Origin of the sequence: Microbacterium sp. (assembly GCF_051953575.1) — a bacterium.
Lineage (GTDB): Bacteria > Actinomycetota > Actinomycetes > Actinomycetales > Microbacteriaceae > Microbacterium.
The window spans coordinates 1-3,094 of sequence record NZ_JBQCIP010000322.1 but is presented as its reverse complement, the minus strand read 5'-3'; the positions used below and the strand labels follow the sequence as shown (position 1 = coordinate 3,094).

Sequence of the window (3,094 nt, the reverse complement as noted above, 5' to 3'; positions counted from 1 at the left end):
CGGCTGCAGCAGGTACCGGAACGAGTCCGAGCCCGCCTTGTCGACCGACGTCTGCGGCGTGATGAGCACGGGGCTCAGCTTGTTCGCGTTCTCGCTCGAGGTGAACGTGATGCGGACGAACTCGCTCTTGACCGCGCCCAGCGACTCGAGCAGGTACTGCGGGTTGAGACCCAGCGTGACGTCGTCGCCGCCGAGCAGCGTGGCGTCGACCGACTCGGTGGCGCGCGCCTGCTCGGTGCCGGAGGCATCCATCGACACGCTGTCGCTCGTGAAGGTGAACCGCAGCGGAGCCGAGCGGTCGAGCACGAGCGACACGCGACGGACGGCCTCGGCCAGCTCGGCCGTGTTCACGACCGCATGGTGCTCGGTCTGCGCGGGGAACAGGCGGCGAACGGGCGGGAAGTTGCCCTTGATCAGCAGCGAGGTCACGGTCTTGTTGCCGGCGGTGAACGCGATGATCTCGCGATCGCCCGATCCCGAGAACGCGATCGAGATGTCGCCGCCGTGGGCGAACGTCTTGCCGACCTCGGTGAGTGTGCGGGCGGGGACGAGCGCAGTGGTGGCCTCGTCGGTGGCGGTGCCGCCGCCGTCCCACGGGATCTCGCGCAGCGCGACGCGGTAGCGGTCGGTGGCGACGAGGCTCAGGCTCGTGCCCGAGACCTCGAGCTGCACGCCCGTCAGCACGGGAGTCACGTCGTCGCGGGATGCCGCGAACGCGACCTGCGCGATGGCCGTGGCGAAGTCCTCCGCGGGGACCAGACCGGAGTCTCCGGTCACTTCGGGGATCGCGGGGTACTCCTGGACGGGCATGGACGCGAGGGTGAAGCGCGCGGAGCCGCAGGTGAGCAGGATGCCGCCGTCGTCATCGACCTCGATCTGGATCGGGGCGTTCGGCAAGCGGCTGGCGATGTCGGAGAGGAGCCGGCCGTGGACGAGGATCGTGCCCGGATCGTCGACGGTCGCCTCGATCGTCGTGCGCGCCGAGGCCTCGTAGTCGAAAGCCGCGAGCGAGAGGCCCTGATCGGATGCCTCGATGAGCACGCCGGCCAGGATCGGCTGAGGGTTGCGCTGGGGCAGGAGCTTGACGACGAACGAAACGGCTTCGCTGAACACATCGCGGTTGACGTGGAACTTCACGAATGCTCCCTCTGCAGCAGCGGGCCCTTCGACTCCGGGCTCGGGGTTCTCATGCTAGTGGCAGGTCTGGAGAATGCCAGCCCGTCATCGCCTCGGGGGGCTTGTCCACCGCAAAGGTGATCGGACGGGTTTCATCAGAGAGATTTCTTGTCATGGTGTTAACGGCTGTGGAAACTGTGGACAACTCGCTCGAGGGCAGTCGGGAGAGGGAAACCACACGGTTGTGACTTGTGGATCGGCTGCGGACGGACTGCGCGTTCCGGGATGCTGCGACCGCCGGCATCCCGGATTCATCCACAGGCTGTCCCCGCTCACTCACAGGCGTTTCCGCAGAGTTGAGGAGTTATCCACAGGTTTTCCACACTGTGCAGAACGGGAATTTTGGCCCTGTCTCCCGCGCGTGTCAAGAACCCGTTCCGGCATATGGCGCCGGAACGGGTTCGAGGGTGCGGGAGTGCGCGAGGGGAGGCGTCAGCGGCCGTTGCGGCCGAGCTGCGCGGTGATCTCCGTCACCTGGTTGTAGATCGAGCGGCGCTCCTTCATGAGCTCGCTGATCTTCTTGTACGCATACATGACGGTGGTGTGATCGCGGTTGCCGAACAGCTGCCCGATCTTGGGCAGCGACAGGCTCGTGCGCTCGCGACACAGATACATGGCGATCTGTCGCGCCTGCGCCACCTGCTGCGAGCGACTCGAGCCGTACAGGTCGTCGACGGTCAGCTTGAAGTACTGCGCGGTCGCCGTGATGATGTCGGTCGGCGAGACGACGTTGGCGTCGTCCTGGTCGATGATGTCGCGCAGCACGGTCTGCGCCAGCGACATGTCGAGCGTCGAGCGGTTCAGGCTCGCGAACGCCGAGACGCGGATGAGCGCGCCCTCGAGTTCGCGGATGTTGCTCGAGACGACGGTGGCGATGTACTCCAGCACCTCGTCGGGGATGTGGAGCCGTTCGGACTGCGCCTTCTTGCGGAGGATCGCGATGCGCGTCTCGAGGTCGGGCGCCTGGACGTCGGTGATGAGGCCCCACTCGAACCGGCTGCGCATGCGGTCCTCGAAGCCGGTCAGGTGCTTCGGCGGGACATCGCTCGTGATCACGACCTGCTTGTCGTGATCGTGCAGCTGATTGAACGTGTGGAAGAAGGCCTCCTGCGTCTCGGCACGGCCCTGGAGGAACTGGATGTCGTCGATCAGAAGGATGTCGACGTCGCGGTAGCGGGCCTGGAATGCCGAGTCGCGGTTGTTGGCGATCGAGTTGATGAAGTCGTTCGTGAACTCTTCGCTCGAGACGTAGCGCACGCGGATGCCGGCATACAGGCTGAGCGCGTAATCGCCGATGGCATGAAGAAGGTGCGTCTTGCCGAGCCCCGAGTCCCCGTAGATGAACAGCGGGTTGTACGCCTTGGCCGGCGCCTCGGCCACCGCGACCGCCGCGGCATGCGCGAACCGGTTGGACTGGCCGATGACGAAGTTGTCGAACGTGTACTTCGGGTTCAGCCGGGTGTCGCTGCGTGACGCCGACGCCGTGTCGACCGGTTCCTCGAGAGGCGCGCGCCCGACGGGAGACGCGACCGGCGCGCTCGGAGCCGTCGGCGCGGGCGCGTTCACCGACTGGACCGGGATCGGCGCGGTGAGGTGCGCGTCGGCGAGGTCCGGGTTCACGACGACCCGGAAATTGGATGCCGCCCCCTCATCGGGCTGGTCGGCCCGGGACAGCGCCTCGAGGATGGGCGCGCGCATGCGCTTGGTGAACTGCGCAGCGGTGAGATCGTTCGGCACGTCCAGATAGAGGGTGCCCCCCATGACGCCCTGCGGCACCGCGAGGTTCAGGAATCCGTGCAGCTGCGGGGTGATGCGCTCATCCCGCCCGAGTTCGTCCAGAACGGCCGCCCAGACCGGTACATCTGGAATCTCGTGCGGTGACATGGCCCCCCCGGGTTGTTGATGACTGCACCGGATG

General features: G+C 66.5%; 2 protein-coding genes. Both read right to left on the bottom strand.

The window, feature by feature from the left end; all coding sequences use genetic code 11:
• Positions 1-1,137: DNA polymerase III subunit beta (gene dnaN, locus ACTHNQ_RS20945; protein WP_440335846.1), on the bottom strand; the 1,137-nt coding region annotated here is incomplete at its 3' end.
• A gap of 471 nt (positions 1,138-1,608) precedes the next feature.
• The gene (dnaA, locus tag ACTHNQ_RS20940; RefSeq protein WP_440335845.1) at positions 1,609-3,060 is read right to left on the bottom strand and encodes a chromosomal replication initiator protein DnaA; all 1,452 of its coding nucleotides are present in this window, start codon (positions 3,058-3,060) and stop codon (positions 1,609-1,611) included.
• Between the last annotated feature and the right edge of the window lie 34 nt (positions 3,061-3,094).